This window comes from Enterococcus sp. DIV1639a (assembly GCF_050530445.1).
Lineage (GTDB): Bacteria > Bacillota > Bacilli > Lactobacillales > Enterococcaceae > Enterococcus_B > Enterococcus_B hirae.
The window spans coordinates 2,853,962-2,875,067 of the sequence record NZ_CP172886.1 but is presented as its reverse complement, the minus strand read 5'-3'; the positions used below and the strand labels follow the sequence as shown (position 1 = coordinate 2,875,067).

At 40.0% G+C, this 21,106-nt stretch carries 13 protein-coding genes, 2 rRNA genes and 1 other annotated feature; of the genes, 12 read left to right on the top strand and 3 right to left on the bottom strand.

Annotated elements, in window-relative coordinates; all coding sequences use genetic code 11:
* Positions 1 to 10 precede the first annotated feature (10 nt).
* The 10 genes from mnmG (at position 11) to fabF (ending at position 11,873) form a co-directional block, all read left to right on the top strand.
* Entirely contained in the window at positions 11 to 1,909 is a 1,899-nt protein-coding gene (gene mnmG / locus IGJ32_RS13205) for a tRNA uridine-5-carboxymethylaminomethyl(34) synthesis enzyme MnmG (protein ID WP_010720510.1), read from the top strand.
* 569 nt (positions 1,910 to 2,478) lie between these two features.
* On the top strand, positions 2,479 to 3,510 hold the full coding sequence (locus tag IGJ32_RS13200) for an FUSC family protein (protein ID WP_373169119.1): 1,032 nt from the start codon (positions 2,479 to 2,481) through the stop codon (positions 3,508 to 3,510).
* Positions 3,511 to 3,850: 340 nt separating this feature from the next.
* Complete coding sequence (rsmG, locus tag IGJ32_RS13195) at positions 3,851 to 4,564, top strand: 16S rRNA (guanine(527)-N(7))-methyltransferase RsmG (RefSeq protein ID WP_010720513.1); 714 nt, start codon at positions 3,851 to 3,853, stop codon at positions 4,562 to 4,564.
* Positions 4,565 to 4,575: 11 nt separating this feature from the next.
* Positions 4,576 to 5,343 carry a ParA family protein gene (locus tag IGJ32_RS13190; protein ID WP_010736770.1) on the top strand — a complete coding sequence of 256 codons (768 nt, stop codon included), beginning with the start codon at positions 4,576 to 4,578 and terminating at the stop codon, positions 5,341 to 5,343.
* Positions 5,330 to 6,220, top strand: coding sequence for a ParB/RepB/Spo0J family partition protein (locus tag IGJ32_RS13185; RefSeq protein WP_010720515.1), 891 nt, complete (start codon positions 5,330 to 5,332; stop codon positions 6,218 to 6,220). Before IGJ32_RS13190 ends, IGJ32_RS13185 begins: the two co-directional genes overlap by 14 nt.
* Positions 6,221 to 6,339: 119 nt before the next feature.
* Positions 6,340 to 6,531, top strand: coding sequence for a DUF951 domain-containing protein (locus IGJ32_RS13180; RefSeq protein WP_010720516.1), 192 nt, complete (start codon positions 6,340 to 6,342; stop codon positions 6,529 to 6,531).
* Between the two features lie 8 nt (positions 6,532 to 6,539).
* Positions 6,540 to 7,640 (top strand): redox-regulated ATPase YchF, encoded by a 1,101-nt coding sequence (ychF, locus tag IGJ32_RS13175; protein WP_010720517.1) that lies wholly within the window; start codon positions 6,540 to 6,542, stop codon positions 7,638 to 7,640.
* A gap of 86 nt (positions 7,641 to 7,726) precedes the next feature.
* Positions 7,727 to 8,422, top strand: coding sequence for a DUF1129 domain-containing protein (locus IGJ32_RS13170; protein WP_010720518.1), 696 nt, complete (start codon positions 7,727 to 7,729; stop codon positions 8,420 to 8,422).
* Between the two features lie 320 nt (positions 8,423 to 8,742).
* Positions 8,743 to 10,227, top strand: a complete 1,485-nt coding sequence (guaB, locus tag IGJ32_RS13165) for an IMP dehydrogenase (protein WP_010720519.1) — start codon at positions 8,743 to 8,745, stop codon at positions 10,225 to 10,227.
* 416 nt (positions 10,228 to 10,643) lie between these two features.
* Positions 10,644 to 11,873, top strand: a complete 1,230-nt coding sequence (fabF, locus tag IGJ32_RS13160) for a beta-ketoacyl-ACP synthase II (RefSeq protein WP_178306286.1) — start codon at positions 10,644 to 10,646, stop codon at positions 11,871 to 11,873.
* 229 nt (positions 11,874 to 12,102) lie between these two features.
* Here the strand turns inward: fabF and serS are convergent, their stop codons facing one another.
* The 3 genes from serS to IGJ32_RS13145 form a co-directional block, all read right to left on the bottom strand.
* Positions 12,103 to 13,374, bottom strand: coding sequence for a serine--tRNA ligase (gene serS / locus IGJ32_RS13155; RefSeq protein WP_010736769.1), 1,272 nt, complete (start codon positions 13,372 to 13,374; stop codon positions 12,103 to 12,105).
* A 51-nt stretch (positions 13,375 to 13,425) separates the two neighbouring features.
* Positions 13,426 to 13,638 (bottom strand) — a binding site (T-box leader).
* Between the two features lie 44 nt (positions 13,639 to 13,682).
* Positions 13,683 to 14,891, bottom strand: a complete 1,209-nt coding sequence (locus tag IGJ32_RS13150; RefSeq protein ID WP_025480278.1) for a sensor histidine kinase — start codon at positions 14,889 to 14,891, stop codon at positions 13,683 to 13,685.
* Complete coding sequence (locus tag IGJ32_RS13145; RefSeq protein ID WP_010736768.1) at positions 14,878 to 15,567, bottom strand: response regulator transcription factor; 690 nt, start codon at positions 15,565 to 15,567, stop codon at positions 14,878 to 14,880. The genes IGJ32_RS13150 and IGJ32_RS13145 overlap by 14 nt, the downstream gene beginning before the upstream one ends.
* A gap of 743 nt (positions 15,568 to 16,310) precedes the next feature.
* Between IGJ32_RS13145 and IGJ32_RS13140 the strand changes: the two genes are divergently transcribed.
* Both IGJ32_RS13140 and IGJ32_RS13135 read left to right on the top strand, forming a co-directional pair.
* Positions 16,311 to 17,870, top strand: a 16S ribosomal RNA gene (locus tag IGJ32_RS13140).
* A gap of 232 nt (positions 17,871 to 18,102) precedes the next feature.
* Positions 18,103 to 21,016: ribosomal RNA gene (locus IGJ32_RS13135) — 23S ribosomal RNA — on the top strand.
* The 16S and 23S rRNA genes sit together here, the layout of an rRNA operon.
* Positions 21,017 to 21,106: the final 90 nt, after the last annotated feature.

Sequence of the window (21,106 nt, the reverse complement as noted above, 5' to 3'; positions counted from 1 at the left end):
GGAAATGTACTTGAATCATTATCAAGCAGATACTTATGACGTCATCGTTGTAGGGGCAGGACATGCTGGTTCAGAAGCAGCGTTGGCTGCAGCCAGAATGGGCTCAAAAACGTTATTACTAACTATCAACCTAGACATGGTAGCGTTCATGCCATGTAACCCTTCAGTCGGAGGACCAGCAAAAGGTGTCGTAGTGAGAGAAATCGATGCTCTTGGTGGCGAAATGGGTAAAAATATCGATAAAACGTACATTCAAATGAGAATGTTAAACACAGGAAAAGGGCCTGCTGTGCGTGCTTTAAGAGCGCAAGCAGACAAGCATGCTTATTCCGCAGAAATGAAGCACACAATAGAAAAAGAACCTAATTTGACGTTGCGTCAAGGAATCGTCGAAGAATTAATCGTCGAAGAGGGTGTTTGTCGAGGTGTGGTGACATCAACTGGCGCTTGCTACCAAGCAAAAGCTGTTGTTATTACTGCTGGTACAGCTTTACGAGGCGAGATCATCATTGGAGAATTGAAGTATTCATCTGGACCAAATAATTCACAGCCTTCTGTTGGATTAGCTAATAATCTAAAAGAATTAGGTTTTGCGATTGATCGTTTCAAAACAGGAACACCTCCTCGGGTTAAATCAAGTACGATTGATTATTCAGTGACTGAAGAGCAACCTGGCGATAAAGAACCAAATCATTTTAGTTTTAGCACGCCAGATAGTGCGTACAACTTAGAACAAGAATCTTGCTGGTTGACTTATACCGGTGAAACGACTCATAAAATCATACGTGATAACTTGCATCGTGCACCGATGTTTACTGGAATCGTTGAAGGTGTGGGCGCTCGCTATTGTCCATCGATTGAAGATAAGATCGTACGTTTTGCAGATAAACCAAGACATCAATTGTTTTTAGAACCAGAAGGCTTGCATACGGAAGAAGTATACGTTCAAGGATTATCGACTTCATTACCAGAAGATGTCCAAGTGGATATGCTACACTCTATCGCAGGACTGGAAAAAGTTGAAATGATGCGTACGGGATATGCGATCGAATATGACGTTGTCGAACCCCATCAATTACGTCCAACGCTCGAAACGAAAGTCATCGAAAACCTTTATACTGCAGGTCAAACGAATGGGACTAGTGGTTATGAAGAAGCAGCGGGCCAAGGGCTGATTGCTGGAATCAATGCAGCGCTCAAAGTCCAAGGAAAAGAGCCTTTGATCATCAAACGCAGTGACGGTTATATTGGTGTTATGATTGATGACCTAGTGACTAAAGGAACCAATGAACCTTATCGCTTGCTCACTTCACGTGCTGAATATCGTTTATTATTGCGTCATGACAATGCAGATCTACGTTTGACGGAGATGGGACACCAAGTAGGTTTAGTCAAAGAAGACCAATACCAAGCTTATCTGAAAAAGAAAGCTGCTGTTGAAGCAGAAATTAAACGTTTGATGACTGTCCGGATCAAACCGACAGAAGAAGTCCAAGCATTTTTGGCAACTATCAATGCTGCGCCATTAAAAGACGGGGTTTTAGCGAGTGACTTTTTGAAGCGACCTGAAATTAGCTACAGCGATTTAATGTTGTTTATTCCGGAAAATGAAGCATTGACAGCGAAAGAAATTGAACAAGTTGAAATTCAGATCAAGTACGAAGGATACATTAAAAAAGCACTTGAAAAAGTAGAAAAATTAAAACGAATGGAAGCCAAAAAAATACCAGAAAATATCGACTACGCAGCAATTAATGGATTGGCTACAGAAGCAAAACAAAAACTACAAAAAATCCAACCAGAAACCATTGCTCAAGCTAGCCGTATCAGTGGTGTAAACCCCGCTGATCTAAGTATTTTGATGGTCTACATCGAACAAGGGAAGATTGCGAAAGTGGAAAACCTCTGATTCACGGTGTTCCAGAAGTAGCTCCATTGGAAAATTAGCCGAAGATTTCCAAAAATAGGAGGAACTATTTTTGGATTCTCCGGCTTATTTCTTAGAGCTAGATACTCCTGTTGGAATCTCTAGAAGATAGTTTTTTCGTCTTTTTAGCAACGATACCAGTAAAGAGAAATCTTAGCACCATCAATGGATAGGAAGTATTTTGCTTTTTGTCCATTTTTTGATGGCGTAAATCTACTTTTTTCAGGACACAATTCAATTGGATAGGTTGAGCTAGAATTGATAGGAAATTACCTCGTAATTCTCGAGTCCCTCCTATTTATAGATTGAGCCAAAAATTTGAGAAGCATCAAGTAGGTAACAATCAACAGCAAAAACTAGTGTTTGTGTTTTCTGTCAATTTCTGGAAATTCTTTCTTATTTCTCGATGTTAAACACTTTTGTCTCAACCCCCACTTAATTTTTTATGAAAAATAAAGAAATTGTTGTTATACTAAATGATGTTGATAGAAACGAGAGCGAAACATTGGAGCCTCAACATCTAAATAAAGATAGAAGAAAGGAGCGATTGGTTGTTCAAAACTTATTTTCGTTTTAATAAGATTCAAGATAACCCATTTCGTATCATGAACCTTATGCTATTGATTTTTATCGTACTATGGTTAGGATACATAAACCAGAATTTCTTGATTTCAAGTTTTTCTTCATTAGGGATCTTTACTTTTTTCTATTATCAAAATATACCCATGAAACATTTAATTAAGCGCATGTTTTTCATTGGTTGTGGACTTTTATTTGCCTTTGTATTAGGAATGTTATCAACCTATGTTTTATGGTTGGAACCTTTTGCTGTAGCTGTAGTGGCTTTTGCCAGCCGGTTTATTTTGCGGTTGTTCCATATTTCAAAACCAGGTGGCTTATTTTTTGCGATGCTTTCGGCGATGGGAACAAGTATGCAGTTACCGATTGATCATTTGCCAATGGTTTCTCTTTATTTTTTCATGGGGATCATGTTTTCATTGATCGCTGCAGTTATCACCAAGTTACTTGATTCACGTCCAGAACAAGTCATTGAACAAATCTCTTTAAAAGAGAGATTCCAAGAAGAACCGTTAGTGATTATTGATTCTGTTTTCTACAGTGTTGCTTTATTTCTTTCCGTCTATATTAGTCACGGATTGCAGTTGCACAATCCTTACTGGTTAACTCTTTCTTGTGCTTCTATTCTTTTAGCTGAGAATTTGGATGCAATGAAACATCGGCAAGTACAATATTTGATTGGTTCCATGGGGGGCTTATGTGTGTCGGCTGTTTTATCCTTTGTACCATTTACTCAGTTACAAACGATTTTTCTGATCACTTTTCTTTACGGTATCTCACAATTTTTGGTTGCTAGAAATTATGCGGTTGCCAACATTTTTCTTAATCCGATGGCACTGATGTTATCGACACTAATTCGTGGGGCATACTTGATATCCTTGATCGAATATCGCTTTTTGGGAATCGTTATCGGAAGTTTTATTGGTTTAGGTGCTGCATGGGTCATGACCGTTGGGTTACAGCACTATCTCAATGTTGTGCGAAGAAAATTAGAGACAAAATAATAAGTAAAATTATATACAAAAAAAAAGCCAGTTCGTTTTTGAAGTGAGGATCAAAGACGAGCTGATTTTTTTAACCCATACATTTGATATGTGTTCATTTTTTGTTTAAATTTGAATAAAAAATCAACTAGCGTTAAAAATTAGAGATAACCTAGTTAAGGCATTTATTATTTTTAATTACTTACATATAGAAGGATGTGTACTTCCTAGTGCTTCCTTTTTAATTTTTTAAAACCTCCTATAAATTTACCGGTAGAAAGATTGCAACTCGGTTCATTTTGCGTTAAAGTAAAAAGAGATTTCGTGAAACAATTGCTGTTTCACAATGAAAGGATTAATTATGACACCAGAAGAATTTCGTCAAGCATTGGCAGATAAAGACATCCATTTATCTGATCAACAAATGAGTCAATTTGAACGTTACTATCAGTGGTTAGTTGAGTGGAACGAAAAAATGAATTTAACAGCCATCACGGAAAAAAATGACGTTTATTTGAAGCATTTCTATGATTCATTAACGTTAGCTTTTGAGGTGGACTTTTCTCAGCCTCTTTCACTTTGTGACGTAGGTTCAGGCGCAGGTTTTCCGAGTATCCCACTGAAAATTGCGTTTCCTAACTTACAGATCACGATCGTTGATTCACTGAATAAACGAATCAACTTCTTAACGGAATTAACAAAAGAACTTGGTATCACAGCGGCACTTCATCACGATCGTGCCGAGACATTTGGTCAAAATCCTCAATTCCGAGCTTCATTTGACTTAGTGACTGCTCGCGCTGTGGCAAGATTGAATGTTTTAGCAGAACTATGTTTGCCTCTAGTGAAACAAGAAGGATACTTTTATGCGCTGAAAGCTGCAAAAAGCGAAGAAGAACTAATAGAAGCCAAGCATGCGATCGCAATCTTAGGGGGAAAGTTTATCAAAGAAGATGCGATAGAATTACCGAAAATATCTGACAAGCGACATATTTTGGTAATCCAAAAGAAGAAAGTCACCCCAAAAAAATACCCAAGAAAACCTGGTATGCCAAATAAGCAACCAATCAAGTAGGAGGAGAAGAGATGGCACAAATAATATCTGTTGCAAACCAAAAAGGTGGCGTAGGTAAAACGACGACCACTGTTAACTTAGGTGCTTGCTTAGCTAGTCTTGGTAAAAGAGTCTTGTTAGTGGATATGGATGCACAAGGCAATGCCACAAGTGGTGTCGGTATTCGAAAACCAGATGTTACTCAAGATATTTATGATGTCTTAGTCAATGAGCTACCGATTGCCGAAGCAACTCTTGTTACCGAACATGAAAATTTGAGTATTGTGCCTGCCACTCTTCAATTAGCAGGAGCAGAAATCGAATTAACTTCAATGATGGCCAGAGAGTCTCGCTTGAAAGGTTCTTTAGCCGAAGTGAACGATCAATATGATTATATTCTGATTGATTGCCCACCTTCATTAGGTCATTTGACTATTAATTCATTTACAGCTAGCGATTCTATTCTGATCCCAGTGCAATGTGAATATTATGCATTGGAAGGATTGAGTCAATTACTCAATACAGTTCGTTTAGTTCAAAAGCATTTCAATCCAGAATTGGAGATTGAAGGCGTCTTACTTACAATGTATGATGCACGTACGAACTTAGGAAATGAAGTCGTGGAAGAAGTCCGAAAGTATTTCCGTGAGAAGGTCTATGAAACGATTATTCCAAGAAATATTCGTCTTTCAGAAGCACCAAGTCATGGAATGCCGATCATTGATTATGATCCACGTTCTAGAGGAGCTGAAGTTTACCAAGCATTGGCAAAGGAAGTGGTTAACCGTGAAGAAAAGTAAAGGATTAGGACGAGGGATCGATGCGTTATTTCAAGATTTAGAGAATTTAGAAACTGTGGATGTTGAAGATGAAACAGTTGTGCAATTACCACTAAACGAATTACGCCCTAACCCTTATCAACCACGTAAAACATTTGAAGAAGTCTCGCTTCAAGAATTGGCAAACTCCATTGAGCAATCAGGCGTGTTTCAACCGATTATCGTCCGTCGTTCGGCAGTAAAAGGATATGAAATCATTGCTGGTGAACGTCGTTTCCGAGCTTCTAAGTTAGCAGAAAAAGCGACCATCCCTGCAATTGTTCGTGACTTTGATGAAGAAGCAATGATGCAAGTCGCTGTTTTGGAAAACTTGCAACGTGAAGACTTGAATCCATTAGAAGAAGCTGAAGCCTATGATATGCTGATGAAAAATCTTAAACTTACGCAAGCAGAAGTGGCGAAACGCTTAGGTAAAAGTCGTCCATATATCGCAAACTATCTCCGTCTGTTAACGTTACCTGATTTAGTGAAGGAAATGGTCCAAGATCAACGATTATCGATGGGACAAGCTCGTACCTTATTAGGTCTAAAAAACAAAAGTTTAATTCTAAAATTAGCGAATCGAGCAGTTATGGAAAATCTAACGGTTCGTCAGTTGGAACAAATTGTTTCGCAATTAAATCAAAACGATGGGAAAGAAAAAAAGAAAATCCCTCGACTAGCAAAAGAAAAGCCTTATTATATACGTGAAAGTGAAGACCGCTTGATGGATAAGTTTGGTACAAGTGTTGCTATCCAAGAAAAAGACGGTAAAGGAAAGATTGAAATTGAGTACCTTTCGCAAAATGATTTGACAAGAATCCTTGATATCCTTAATATTCAATTCGATGAAGAATAAGTAATAGGAAAGAAGCGTTCAATTCAGACCAATCAACCTTAATTTTTACGATCACTATATGAATATCAAAAAGACGTGGGAACCGTTCTTAAGAGAAATGACTAAAGGAGGGGACTTTTATGTACGACTTACATGATATTGTTGAAATGAAAAAACCTCATGCTTGTCAGACCAACCGTTGGGAAATCATCCGCATGGGAGCGGACATCAAAATCAAATGCGTCAATTGCGGGCACATCGTTATGATGACTCGTCGAGAATTTGAGAAAAAATTAAAAAAAGTACTTGAAAAAAATGCAGAGAAAGAGTGAATAAATCTATGGCATTAACTGCTGGAATTGTTGGATTACCCAATGTTGGTAAATCAACTTTATTTAACGCAATCACCAAAGCTGGAGCAGAAGCAGCGAACTATCCTTTTGCAACCATTGATCCGAATGTAGGAATGGTAGAAGTTCCCGATTGGCGTTTACAACGCTTAACTGAACTTGTTCATCCTAAAAAAACCGTGCCAACAACATTTGAATTTACGGATATTGCAGGAATCGTTAAAGGTGCAAGTAAAGGGGAAGGCTTGGGAAATCAATTTCTAAGTCATATCCGCCAAGTTGATGCGATTTGTCATGTGGTCCGTTGTTTCGATGATGACAACATCACACATGTTGAAGGACGAGTTGACCCATTAGCGGATATTGATACGATCAATCTAGAATTAGTATTGGCAGATCTGGAATCGATCACTAAACGCTATACTCGAGTAGCAAAAATCGCAAAAACGAAAGACAAAGATGCAGTTGCTGAATTAGCTGTTTTAGATAAAATCAAGCCAGTCTTAGAAGAAGGCCGTTCAGCTCGCTCTATCGAATTTACGGACGAAGAACAAAAAATCGTTAAATCATTGTTTTTATTGACTACCAAACCAATCTTATATGTAGCAAACGTTGCAGAAGATGAAGTAGCAGATAGCGATACGAATCACTACGTTCAAGCTGTACGTAATTTTGCTGCCGAAGAAAATGCAGAAGTTATCGTAGTCAGCGCACGTGCAGAGGAAGAAATTGCTGAACTAGACGAAGAAGATAAAGCAGAATTCTTAGAAGCTTTAGGAATTGAAGAGTCTGGATTAGATCAATTAATTCGTGCAGCTTATGATTTGCTAGGATTAGCTACGTACTTTACAGCAGGAGAACAAGAAGTTCGGGCTTGGACATTTAAAAAAGGCATCAAAGCACCTCAAGCAGCTGGGATTATCCATTCAGACTTTGAGCGTGGATTTATCCGTGCGGAAACTGTTTCTTTTGAAGATCTAGATCATTATGGAAATATGCATGCTGCCAAAGAAGCTGGCCGTGTTCGTCTAGAAGGTAAAGACTATGTAGTCCAAGATGGCGACGTTATGTTATTCCGTTTTAATGTATAAAAGGGCTATCAAACGATACGTATAGTATGTTAGAATGTCTTTTGTGACAACCGTTAAAGTAGCGGCTAAGGAGGACTATTTAGATCATGGAATCAGAACAATTACGTGAAATTGTAAAAGAAAACAATCAATTAGAAGAAAAATTAACTAAAAGAAACCAACAATATATTTTTGACTTAAAAAAATCTTTAGAAGCAGCTAATCTATCCGAAGAGGAAAAGGTAAAAGCACTTCATGACATCCTTCCAACCTTAGTGTCTGAACAAAAAGGTGGAAAAACAGCCAGACAATTATTTGGAACTGTCTCTGAAAGAACTGAAGCAATTATCAACAAACCAGTTGAAGCAAAGGTAAATTCTAAACCACTATTGATGTGGCTAGACAATACATTCCTGTTATTAGGTTTGTTGAGTATCATGATTGCTATTACCGGATTGTTTTCACGTGGAACAACGCCAGCTTATGGAATCACAACTTTGGTCTTTGGATCAGCTGTTGGTGGTTGGGTATTTTACCTGATGTATAAATACATTTATCAATATGAGTATCCGGGAGCAGATCGTAGTAAAAAGCCAGGTATGGGTAAAACATTGTTGATCTTAACTGGAACTACATTGGTCTGGGTGGTTGCCTTTTCCGCTACCACACTTCTTCCTCCAGTACTGAATCCGTTGTTAGATCCAGTAGTTATCATCATTATTGGGGCTGCTGCACTAGCTTTGCGTTATTACATGAAGAAAAAATATGGAATCGTTGGAAGTTTATCTGTACCTAGAAGATAATTCGTTAAAGAACGATTCGATGTATATCAATGATGAGGGATCATTATTTGAAACAGTTGTTTGTTTTGAATAGTGGTCTCTTATTTTTTATGGAGAAATGGTTAAAACAGAAAGAACAAAAATTTGAGAAACTTGGTAAATTTAATCAGTAGCTTCTCTTAAAAGAGTTTCTCGTTATTAACCATATATGACTTGTGATGGAAACGCTTATAATAAGGATATTCTTAGAAACAGTCCGGATTATGGGAAGACGGTTGACTTAATAGAAAAAATCGATTATTTTAATAGATAAACTAAAAACTAGAGGAGTGGTACTAAAAATGTCCAACTGGGAAACAAAGTTCACGAAAAAAGGGTTTACTTTCGATGATGTCTTACTGATACCAGCAGAAAGTCACGTGTTACCAAACGAAGTGGATATGAGTGTACAATTAGCAAAAAATATTAAGTTGAATATCCCGATCATCAGTGCAAGTATGGACACTGTAACTGATAGTAAGATGGCTATTGCGATGGCTAGACAAGGTGGATTAGGTGTTATTCATAAAAATATGACAATTAGTCAACAAGCAGACGAAGTGCGCAAAGTCAAACGTTCTGAAAGTGGTGTGATCATTGATCCATTTTTCTTAACACCGCAACATCTTGTAGCAGATGCAGAAGAATTGATGAGCAAATATCGAATTAGCGGTGTACCGATCGTTGAGACTTTAGAAAACAGAAAACTTGTTGGTATTATTACGAACCGTGACATGCGCTTTGTAACTGATTATCATATGGAAATCAATGATGTGATGACCAAAGAAAACTTAGTAACAGCCCCAGTCGGTACTTCTCTAAAAGACGCAGAAAAAATATTGCAAAAACATAAAATTGAAAAATTACCAATCGTTGACAATGATGGTTGTTTAAGTGGATTGATCACAATCAAAGATATTGAAAAAGTAATTGAATTTCCGAATGCTGCCAAAGATGAACATGGACGTCTACTTGTAGCTGCTGCTGTCGGTGTTACAAGTGATACATTTGAGCGTGCAGGTGCCTTGTTGGAAGCAGGAGCAGATGCGATCGTTATTGATACAGCACATGGTCATAGTGCTGGAGTGATTCGTAAAATCCAAGAAATTCGTTCTACCTTTAAAGATGCTACTTTGATTGCCGGTAACGTAGCGACAGCGGAAGCAACAAAAGCATTATATGATGCGGGTGTGGATGTCGTAAAAGTCGGTATCGGACCAGGATCAATTTGTACAACACGTGTGGTTGCCGGTGTAGGTGTACCACAATTAACAGCAATTTATGATGCTGCTTCTGTCGCACGACAATATGGCAAAGCAATTATTGCTGATGGCGGAATCAAATATTCAGGTGATATCGTCAAAGCATTAGCTGCTGGAGGACATGCCGTCATGTTAGGTAGTATGTTGGCCGGTACAGATGAATCTCCAGGTGAATTTGAGATTTTCCAAGGCCGACGTTTTAAAACTTATCGTGGTATGGGTTCATTGGGCGCAATGGAAAAAGGTTCAAAAGATCGTTATTTCCAAGGTAGCGTCAATGAAGCGAATAAATTAGTACCAGAAGGAATCGAAGGACGTGTGGCCTACAAAGGAAGCGTTGCGGATATTATCTTCCAAATGATCGGTGGATTAAAATCTGGTATGGGTTATGTTGGGGCAGGCAACTTGAAACAATTGCGTGACGAAGCACAATTCATCCAAATGAGTGGCAATGGGTTGAAAGAATCCCATCCACATGATGTCCAAATCACAAAAGAAGCACCTAACTATTCAGTAGAATCTTAATCAATTAAGGGAAAAAGACTCAACATATTCTGCTTTAGGAGTCAAGTGAATATTCGAAATAAGTAGAATACTTAGAGCATTGTTTTTAAAGTAAAAAAGTCGTCAATCTTAAAATTTGTTTTTCTAAATTTTAAGATTGATGACTTTTTTTCGTCTGACTATGTTGTTTTTGCTCAATATCCAAATAAGAGTGACCACTAAGCCGCTGTTGTATAAATTTAAACCACTGTGAAGTTGAGCGGTTAAGGAGCTAATAAGCATTTTTTACGATAAATTTATTAAAAAAATTATGTTTTAATAACAAATTTTTGTTTTTTTTAGTTAAATTACTATATAGTTAAGATTTTTTAATATGTTAGAATATATCTGAGTTATATTTATATTTTGTTATTTTATGATAGTAAGGAGTTTATAAGATGATAAAAAGAGTAGTTATAACTGGAAGGGGAACTATCTCTTCTTCTGGAAAAAATGCAGAAGAGTTATGGACAAATGTGAGTAATGGTATTTCTGGGATAAAAAAAATAGAAGCAGAGGAATTTAGTAATTTAGAAACAAGGATTGGTGGAGTTATTTCTGATTATGCGATTGACCAGTATCTTAATCAAAAAGAGATCAAGAGAACAGATCGTTTCACTCATTTTTCAGTAATCAGTTCTATGCAAGCGCTATCTGAAGCGGGTTTTGATCATAAGGATTTTGATTTGGAAAAATGTGGCGTTATGATTGGTACAGGAATAGGTGGTATTCACTCTTTAATTGAAAATCAAAACATTATGGAAAAGAAAGGAAGTAATCGTGTTTCTCCTTTAGTAGTTCCTAAGTCAATAGGCAATATAGCGGGAGGTTTCGTATCAATTAAGACTGGATTTAAAGATGTGACTTTGTGTCCTATTTCAGCTTGTGCTTCGGGAAATCAAGCGATAGGAGAAGCATTTCTTAGAATTAAATATGGGCTAAGTGAAGCAATACTTGCAGGTGGAGCAGAAGCTTCGATTGTACCTATTGCTTTTGCTGGGTACAACCAAATGCAAGCTTTATCTACGAGGAATGAGCAACCGAATTTAGCTTCGAAACCTTTTGACAAAAATAGGGATGGCTTTGTCATGTCAGAAGGAGCTGGGATCGTTTTTTTAGAAGAATTCGAACATGCAAGATCACGAGGAGCGAAAATTTTAGGTGAAATTATCGGATACGGGATGACTTCAGATGCTTATCATATGACTACACCTCATTCAGAAGGAGCCAGTCGTGCCATCCAAAAAGCACTTGAAATGGGGAAAATTAGTGCGAATGAAATTGATTATATAAATGCGCATGCAACAGGTACTAAAGTTGGAGATATTAGTGAAAGTCGAGCAATCAAAAAGGTTTTTGGAAAGCATGCTGAACAATTATTGATTAGCTCTACAAAGTCCTCAACAGGACATCTATTAGGTGCAGCAGGAGGCATTGAAGCAGTGATTAGCTTGAAAGCGATGGAGTATAATATTTTACCACCAACTATTAACCTGACAGAACCCGATGAAGATTGTGATTTGAATTATATTCCCAATAATAAAATTCATCATCAAGCAAATATTATTCTTTCAAATGGTTTTGGCTTTGGTGGGCATAATACCTCTATAATTATAAGAAAATTATAAAAAAGCCGGTAAATTACAGAACTTCTGAACAAGAAGAGAGTGGGGCAATAGTCCTTTTTAAAAAGAAAATAAACATATTAAGATTAGTGAGCCTGGGACAAAACTTGTCTCAGGCTCTTCTAGTATCTCTAAAAACGAATAAACGGCGTTCAATAAGCAACTCCTCAACAATAAGCGAGGAGCTGACCGCTTATTTCATGACCTCTTTATATAAATAAGACAAGGTGGTCTACTTTATCACTTTTAAATTTCCCATGTAAGGAACTAATACTTCTGGAACAGTCACTGATCCATCTTCATTTTGGTAGTTTTCAAGAATCGCTGCGACAGTTCGGCCGACTGCAAGTCCTGAACCATTCAGTGTATGAGCATAGTGGATTTTTCCGTCTGCATCACGGTAACGGATCATTGCGCGTCGTGCTTGGAAATCTTCACAGTTTGAACATGAGCTGATTTCACGATATGTTTCTTGTGCAGGGATCCATACTTCTAAGTCATATGTTTTGGCAGCAGAGAAGCCCATATCTCCAGTAGATAATGCTACTACACGGTAAGGTAAATGTAATTTTTGTAGAATATCTTCAGCATCGGCTGTCATTTTTTCTAGCTCATCATAAGAATGTTCTGCATCAGAGAATTTGACCATTTCTACTTTATTAAATTGGTGTAAACGAATCAATCCTCGAGTATCACGGCCGGCACTCCCTGCTTCCGAACGAAATGCGGGACTAAGAGCAGTGAAATAAATCGGTAAATCTTGTCCATCTAAGATCTCATCGTTGTAATAGTTTGTTAATGGAACTTCCGCTGTTGGGATCAATGTCAAATCTGTATCTTCTAATTGGAAAACATCTTCTTTAAACTTAGGAAATTGCCCAGTTCCGAACATAGCCCGACTATTTACGATATAAGGAGTAATCATTTCTGTATAGTCATGTTCATAGATGTGTTGATCTAGCATAAAGTTATAAACGGCACGTTCTAAGCGAGCACCTAATCCTTTATAGTAAACAAAACGACTTCCAGAAACTTTTGCCCCTCTTTCAAAGTCTAAGATACCTAAGTTTTCAGCGATTTCCCAATGTGGTTTCGGTTCAAATGAAAAATTACGAGGCGTGTTCCAACGACGAACTTCCACGTTGTCCTCTTCGTCTTTTCCAACAGGTACAGAATCATCTGGTAAATTTGGTAGGGTAGTCGCAATTTGATGTAACTTTTCATCTACTTGCGCTACTTCTTCATCAAGGGCTTTAATGTTGCCCCCAACTTCTTTCATTTCATTGATTTTAGCTGTTGCATCTTCTTTGTTCCGTTTTAATTGTGCAATTTCTGCTGAAACATCATTACGATATTTTTTTAATTCTTCCGTTTTAACAAGTAATTTTCGACGACTTTCATCTAATTCCATAAATTCAGCTAAGGTTTCTTTTTTGACCCCACGAGTCATTAATTTTTCTTGAACATAATCAAAATTTTGACGCATCATTTTTACATCTAACATTGCAATTCCTCCTTAAATATAATAAAAAAAGACCAATCCATCCCTCAATTATCTTGGGACGAATCGGTCTGACATTCGCGGTACCACCCGAGTTCAACATATAAATATGCTGCTCTTGTTAACAGATAACGGCTGTTTTACCGACCTTTCTTATTTCGAAAGGTACACATCAAAGAACTGGAACTTCCAACTTATTTTTTGCTGATTTACACCATCCATCAGCTCTCTTGAAAAAAATAAAATGTACTGGGTTCTGTGCTATATAGATATGATATATAGAAATGATTGTAATAAGAATATCGGATATTTTAATTTTCGTCAATATGTTCCTGACTTTTGATTGGTAATTTTTCATTTCTTTTTATTGGAAGATGCATGATGAATGAAGTCCAGTGTTTATCAGATTTAGCATAAATATAACCACCATGTAAAGCAACGATACTTTGAGCAATGGCTAAACCTAAACCTGTCCCACCGGTTTCTTGTGAACGAGACTCTTCTACTCGGTAAAAGCGGTCAAAAAGATTATCAATTGATTCTCGAGGAATCATAGCTCCATTGTTTTTTACTGTCGCAACGACTTCTGAGCCAACTTTTTCGACTTCAATGACAATTTTTGTAGCGCCTTTGCCGTATTTTAAAGCATTCGTCAGTAAATTATTAAAGACACGAACTAGTTTTTCAGTGTCCCCATCCATAGTTAATGATGGAACCTGTGATGATACAAGGATTTGGATATGCTTTTTTGATGCTTCTAATTCAAAATCAGCAGCTAGTTGTTCAATTAGCTGGATCAGATCAAAAGCCGAAAAATTGACCGGAACAGCTGGTTGTCTGACTTTAGTATACTCAAAAAGATCATCCACTAGTAATTTCATTTGTTTTGCTTTGATATAAGCTGTATGGGTATACTTCAAAAGATCCTCTTTTGTTTGATACTGGCCATCTTCGATTAATCCTAAGTAACCAATAATAGAGGTTAAAGGGGTACGGATATCGTGACTCACATTAGTAATCAATTCATCTTTTGATTTTTCAATTTTCCGTTCATCTTCGATCGCAGCTACTGTACTATCGACTAAACCATTAATGCTTGTTACTACACGACTAAGATCACCTGTTAATTCAAAAGGGATTCGATGGTCATAATTACCATTAGCGATATAGTGAAGCTCGCTAATAATATGACGTAGTTGCATTTGTCGGTAGCGACGGATCAACCGCCAGTATAATACGCCGATATCTAAAAGAAAGAAAAGGGGAATCAGAAAATTTCGGCCGTTCCAAAATAAATCACTATTCAATCGTTGAGCAAAAATATTTTTTGAATCCCAAATCGCATTAGTCAATGAAGGGGAACTACTAATTATTGAAGTAAGGACAACCAAAATCGCAACATTTAATAGTAGAAGGAGAATCACGGTGATAATACCTTCTGCTAATAACTCACTGATTTCCTTAGAAGTTAGATTGATTCGCCGCCGTTTTTCTGTTCCTCTTTTTTTATCTTGCATCAATTTTATAGCCCACTCCCCAAACGGTTTGAATGACTTTTTCTCCACCAGTTGCTTCTTCGATCTTATCTCTCAAATGACTAACATGGACCATAACAGTTTTTGCGGAAACAATACTTTCTTGTTTCCATACACGCTCAAAGATTTCATCTGCACTGAACACACGATTAGGATGACTTGCTAATAAGTATAGAATCCCAAATTCTAATGCTGTAAGCTGAATCTCTTTCCCATCAATTGTTTTTACTTCATGGGAATCTTTGTTAATAATCAAAGAGTTTACTTCTAATATATCCGGTTGATCCGGTGTGATTTGCATTTTTGTTCGACGAAGCAAAGATTTTACGCGTGCCATAACTTCTAAAGGATTAAATGGTTTTGTAACATAATCATCAGCACCAGCAACAAGCCCTTTAATTTTATCCATATCGGTTGTTTTTGCTGTCAACATGATAATCGGGATTTGCGATTCCTTTCGTAATTCTTTAACGACCTGCATGCCATCCATTTCAGGCATCATAATATCCAAAATCAATAACTCAATATCAGGTATCGTTCGAATCTTTGATAATGCTTCTTTCCCATCATAAGCCTTAACAGCTTCATATCCTTCATTGTGAACATAAATACTTAGTAATTCAACAATTTCTTTATCATCATCAGCAATTAATATTTTCATAGATTGTTCCTCCAGAGTTAGAATGATACTATTTACTATTCATTCTAGCAAAAAAATGTCTAAATAGATAAAAGCAACACTTTGTTAAGGAAAATTTTAGAAGGTAAGAGCTAAGTGAAGTGGCTCATTAATAGAAAACTGAACAATCGCAGTGCTGAGAAGGCTATCATTAATGAAAAACAGGTTAAAAGCGAACGTTTTTCACTTATAGGATTAGAACGATCGATTACGCTAAAAATGTTGATAAAACAGCTTTTTTCTTATTGACTTTTATTTTTGCTGTTGGTATATTATTATTTGTTCGAAAGAGCAAAGATCGCTAGTGAAAATAGTTGAAATAAACTGTTGACAGAGGGATCGCACCATGATAAGATAACTGAGTCGTAAAAAAACGACAGCTTACGAAGCTTGATTCTATCGAAAAAAACTTCAAAAAAGTTGTTGACAAATAACAAGCGACGAGTTATGATAAATGAGTTGCTGAAACACTTCTAAAAAACGAAGTCAAAAAAACTTTTTAAAAAAGAGTTGACAAATAAACGTCACTCTGATATAATATAAAAGTTGCTACGGCAATCTCAACTGATTAGCATTTAATCAAGTAGACCTTTGAAAACTGAACAAAGCAAAGACAAACCAAATGTGTAGGGCGTCTTGATTGATTCAAGACAACAAACATTTTTAACAAGCAAGCAATATGCTAGCAAACAATTGAGCTTAACAATCGTAAGATTGTTCGAACTTTTTATGAGAGTTTGATCCTGGCTCAGGACGAACGCTGGCGGCGTGCCTAATACATGCAAGTCGAACGCTTCTTTTTCCACCGGAGCTTGCTCCACCGGAAAAAGAGGAGTGGCGAACGGGTGAGTAACACGTGGGTAACCTGCCCATCAGAAGGGGATAACACTTGGAAACAGGTGCTAATACCGTATAACAATCGAAACCGCATGGTTTTGATTTGAAAGGCGCTTTCGGGTGTCGCTGATGGATGGACCCGCGGTGCATTAGCTAGTTGGTGAGGTAACGGCTCACCAAGGCGACGATGCATAGCCGACCTGAGAGGGTGATCGGCCACATTGGGACTGAGACACGGCCCAAACTCCTACGGGAGGCAGCAGTAGGGAATCTTCGGCAATGGACGAAAGTCTGACCGAGCAACGCCGCGTGAGTGAAGAAGGTTTTCGGATCGTAAAACTCTGTTGTTAGAGAAGAACAAGGATGAGAGTAACTGTTCATCCCTTGACGGTATCTAACCAGAAAGCCACGGCTAACTACGTGCCAGCAGCCGCGGTAATACGTAGGTGGCAAGCGTTGTCCGGATTTATTGGGCGTAAAGCGAGCGCAGGCGGTTTCTTAAGTCTGATGTGAAAGCCCCCGGCTCAACCGGGGAGGGTCATTGGAAACTGGGAGACTTGAGTGCAGAAGAGGAGAGTGGAATTCCATGTGTAGCGGTGAAATGCGTAGATATATGGAGGAACACCAGTGGCGAAGGCGGCTCTCTGGTCTGTAACTGACGCTGAGGCTCGAAAGCGTGGGGAGCAAACAGGATTAGATACCCTGGTAGTCCACGCCGTAAACGATGAGTGCTAAGTGTTGGAGGGTTTCCGCCCTTCAGTGCTGCAGCTAACGCATTAAGCACTCCGCCTGGGGAGTACGACCGCAAGGTTGAAACTCAAAGGAATTGACGGGGGCCCGCACAAGCGGTGGAGCATGTGGTTTAATTCGAAGCAACGCGAAGAACCTTACCAGGTCTTGACATCCTTTGACCACTCTAGAGATAGAGCTTCCCCTTCGGGGGCAAAGTGACAGGTGGTGCATGGTTGTCGTCAGCTCGTGTCGTGAGATGTTGGGTTAAGTCCCGCAACGAGCGCAACCCTTATTGTTAGTTGCCATCATTTAGTTGGGCACTCTAGCAAGACTGCCGGTGACAAACCGGAGGAAGGTGGGGATGACGTCAAATCATCATGCCCCTTATGACCTGGGCTACACACGTGCTACAATGGGAAGTACAACGAGTCGCAAAGTCGCGAGGCTAAGCTAATCTCTTAAAGCTTCTCTCAGTTCGGATTGTAGGCTGCAACTCGCCTACATGAAGCCGGAATCGCTAGTAATCGCGGATCAGCACGCCGCGGTGAATACGTTCCCGGGCCTTGTACACACCGCCCGTCACACCACGAGAGTTTGTAACACCCGAAGTCGGTGAGGTAACCTTTTGGAGCCAGCCGCCTAAGGTGGGATAGATGATTGGGGTGAAGTCGTAACAAGGTAGCCGTATCGGAAGGTGCGGCTGGATCACCTCCTTTCTAAGGAATATTACGGAGACTACACTGTTTGTTTTTCACTTTGTTCAGTTTTGAGAGGTTTACTCTCAAAGATATATTTTTGTTCATTGAAAACTGGATATTTGAAGTAAATTAGTAATACAAACCGAGAACACCGCGTTGAATGAGTTTTTTAATAAGTTCAATTGCTTATTTTCTTGATCGGACTTCTATCGCTAGAAGAAAGATCAAAACCCAACCGCAAGGTTGATAAGGTTAAGTGAATAAGGGCGCACGGTGGATGCCTTGGCACTAGGAGCCGATGAAGGACGGGACTAACACCGATATGCTTTGGGGAGCTGTACGTAAGCTATGATCCAGAGATTTCCGAATGGGGGAACCCAGCATCTTTTATAGGATGTTACGTTTGCGTGAATACATAGCGCATTCGAGGTAGACGCAGAGAACTGAAACATCTAAGTACCTGCAGGAAGAGAAAGAAAATTCGATTCCCTGAGTAGCGGCGAGCGAAACGGGAAAAGCCCAAACCAATGAGCTTGCTCATTGGGGTTGTAGGACTCCAATATGGTAGTTCTTTCAGATAGTCGAATGACTTGGAAAAGTCAGTCAAAGAGGGTAAAAACCCCGTAGATGAAATTTGGAAGGCACCTAGGAGGATCCTGAGTACGGCGGAACACGAGGAATTCCGTCGGAATCCGGGAGGACCATCTCCCAAGGCTAAATACTCCCTAGTGACCGATAGTGAACCAGTACCGTGAGGGAAAGGTGAAAAGCACCCCGGAAGGGGAGTGAAATAGAACCTGAAACCGTGTGCCTACAACAAGTCAAAGCCCGTTAATGGGTGATGGCGTGCCTTTTGTAGAATGAACCGGCGAGTTACGATTGCATGCGAGGTTAAGTTGAAGAGACGGAGCCGCAGCGAAAGCGAGTCTGAATAGGGCGTTTGAGTATGTAGTCGTAGACCCGAAACCATGTGATCTACCCATGTCCAGGTTGAAGGTGCGGTAAAACGCACTGGAGGACCGAACCCACGTACGTTGAAAAGTGCGGGGATGAGGTGTGGGTAGCGGAGAAATTCCAAACGAACTTGGAGATAGCTGGTTCTCTCCGAAATAGCTTTAGGGCTAGCCTCGGAATTGAGAATGATGGAGGTAGAGCACTGTTTGGACTAGGGGCCCATCTCGGGTTACCGAATTCAGATAAACTCCGAATGCCATTCATTCATATCCGGGAGTCAGACTGTGAGTGATAAGATCCATAGTCGAAAGGGAAACAGCCCAGACCACCAGCTAAGGTCCCAAAATATATGTTAAGTGGAAAAGGATGTGGGGTTGCACAGACAACTAGGATGTTGGCTTAGAAGCAGCCATCATTTAAAGAGTGCGTAATAGCTCACTAGTCGAGTGACCCTGCGCCGAAAATGTACCGGGGCTAAACATATTACCGAAGCTGTGGAGTACACCTTTAGGTGTATTGGTAGGAGAGCGTTCTAAGGGCGTTGAAGGCAGATCGTGAGGACTGCTGGAGCGCTTAGAAGTGAGAATGCCGGTATGAGTAGCGAAAGACAGGTGAGAATCCTGTCCACCGAATGACTAAGGTTTCCTGGGGAAGGCTCGTCCGCCCAGGGTTAGTCGGGACCTAAGCCGAGGCCGACAGGCGTAGGCGATGGACAACAGGTTGATATTCCTGTACTCGTTGTTTTTGTTTGAGCAATGGAGGGACGCAGGAGGCTAAGGAATGCAGACGATTGGAAATGTCTGTCTAAGCAGTAAGTCTTGATAGGAGTCAAATGCTTCTGTCTGTACGGACAAGCTGTGATGGGGAGGGAAATAATAGTACCGAAGTTCCTGATGTCACACTGCCGAGAAAAGCTTCTAGTGAGAAAACAACGACCCGTACCGCAAACCGACACAGGTAGTCGAGGAGAGAATCCTAAGGTGAGCGAGAGAACTCTCGTTAAGGAACTCGGCAAAATGACCCCGTAACTTCGGGAGAAGGGGTGCTGATCTAAGATCAGCCGCAGTGAATAGGCCCAAGCGACTGTTTATCAAAAACACAGGTCTCTGCAAAATCGTAAGATGAAGTATAGGGGCTGACGCCTGCCCGGTGCTGGAAGGTTAAGAGGAGTGCTTAGCGTATGCGAAGGTACGAATTGAAGCCCCAGTAAACGGCGGCCGTAACTATAACGGTCCTAAGGTAGCGAAATTCCTTGTCGGGTAAGTTCCGACCCGCACGAAAGGCGTAACGATTTGGGCACTGTCTCAACGAGAGACTCGGTGAAATTTTAGTACCTGTGAAGATGCAGGTTACCCGCGACAGGACGGAAAGACCCCATGGAGCTTTACTGTAGTTTGATATTGAGTGTCTGTACCGCATGTACAGGATAGGTAGGAGCCGTAGAAATCGGAACGCTAGTTTCGATGGAGGCGCTGGTGGGATACTACCCCTGCGTTATGGCCACTCTAACCCGCACCACTGATCGTGGTGGGAGACAGTGTCAGATGGGCAGTTTGACTGGGGCGGTCGCCTCCTAAAAGGTAACGGAGGCGCCCAAAGGTTCCCTCAGAATGGTTGGAAATCATTCGAAGAGTGTAAAGGCAGAAGGGAGCTTGACTGCGAGACCAACAAGTCGAGCAGGGACGAAAGTCGGGCTTAGTGATCCGGTGGTTCCGCATGGAAGGGCCATCGCTCAACGGATAAAAGCTACCCTGGGGATAACAGGCTTATCTCCCCCAAGAGTCCACATCGACGGGGAGGTTTGGCACCTCGATGTCGGCTCGTCGCATCCTGGGGCTGTAGTCGGTCCCAAGGGTTGGGCTGTTCGCCCATTAAAGCGGCACGCGAGCTGGGTTCAGAACGTCGTGAGACAGTTCGGTCCCTATCCGTCGCGGGCGTTGGAAATTTGAGAGGAGCTGTCCTTAGTACGAGAGGACCGGGATGGACTTACCGCTGGTGTACCAGTTGTTCTGCCAAGGGCATTGCTGGGTAGCTATGTAGGGAAGGGATAAACGCTGAAAGCATCTAAGTGTGAAGCCCACCTCAAGATGAGATTTCCCATTTCTTTAAGAAAGTAAGATCCCTGAGAGATGATCAGGTAGATAGGTCAGGAGTGGAAGTACAGTGATGTATGGAGCGGACTGATACTAATCGATCGAGGACTTAACCACATTGGTAAAGAAAAAACTCGGTAGAGTTTACGAAATACTTCAAATCCAGTTTTGAGTGAGCAAAAGCAAACTCAATAATGATAACACCAC

Bases quoted from the DNA above. Each gene is read 5' to 3' on its own strand.
- serS (WP_010736769.1), bottom strand. From the start codon at position 13,374: ATGTTAGATGTAAAAATGATGCGTCAAAATTTTGATTATGTTCAAGAA.
- rsmG (WP_010720513.1), top strand. From the start codon at position 3,851: ATGACACCAGAAGAATTTCGTCAAGCATTGGCAGATAAAGACATCCAT.
- ychF (WP_010720517.1), top strand. From the start codon at position 6,540: ATGGCATTAACTGCTGGAATTGTTGGATTACCCAATGTTGGTAAATCA.
- fabF (WP_178306286.1), top strand. From the start codon at position 10,644: ATGATAAAAAGAGTAGTTATAACTGGAAGGGGAACTATCTCTTCTTCT.
- IGJ32_RS13190 (WP_010736770.1), top strand. From the start codon at position 4,576: ATGGCACAAATAATATCTGTTGCAAACCAAAAAGGTGGCGTAGGTAAA.
- IGJ32_RS13180 (WP_010720516.1), top strand. From the start codon at position 6,340: ATGTACGACTTACATGATATTGTTGAAATGAAAAAACCTCATGCTTGT.
- IGJ32_RS13170 (WP_010720518.1), top strand. From the start codon at position 7,727: ATGGAATCAGAACAATTACGTGAAATTGTAAAAGAAAACAATCAATTA.
- guaB (WP_010720519.1), top strand. From the start codon at position 8,743: ATGTCCAACTGGGAAACAAAGTTCACGAAAAAAGGGTTTACTTTCGAT.
- IGJ32_RS13145 (WP_010736768.1), bottom strand. From the start codon at position 15,567: ATGAAAATATTAATTGCTGATGATGATAAAGAAATTGTTGAATTACTA.